Below are 530 nucleotides of genomic sequence, written 5' to 3' on the forward strand. Positions count from 1 at the left end.
ATCGACAAGCCGTTCCTGCTGCCAATCGAAGACGTATTCTCCATCTCCGGTCGTGGTACCGTTGTTACCGGTCGTGTTGAGCGCGGTATCATCAAAGTTGGCGAAGAAGTTGAAATCGTTGGTATCAAAGACACCGTTAAGTCTACCTGTACTGGCGTTGAAATGTTCCGCAAACTGCTGGACGAAGGCCGTGCTGGTGAGAACGTAGGTGTTCTGCTGCGTGGTATCAAACGTGAAGAAATCGAACGTGGTCAGGTACTGGCTAAGCCAGGCTCCATCAAGCCGCACACCCAGTTCGAATCTGAAGTGTACATCCTGAGCAAAGATGAAGGTGGTCGTCACACGCCATTCTTCAAAGGCTACCGTCCACAGTTCTACTTCCGTACTACTGACGTGACCGGTACCATCGAACTGCCAGAAGGCGTAGAGATGGTAATGCCAGGCGACAACGTGAACATGGTTGTCACCCTGATTCACCCAATCGCGATGGACGACGGTCTGCGTTTCGCAATCCGTGAAGGCGGCCGTAC

Annotated in this window: 1 protein-coding gene; it reads left to right on the plus strand. The window is 52.5% G+C overall.

The window, feature by feature from the left end:
• A partial coding sequence (locus ACUTSC_RS24985) for an EF-Tu C-terminal domain-related protein (RefSeq protein ID WP_445653591.1) occupies nt 1–530 on the plus strand: 530 nt, incomplete at both ends.

The organism is Serratia sp. TSA_105.2 (genome assembly GCF_052692115.1).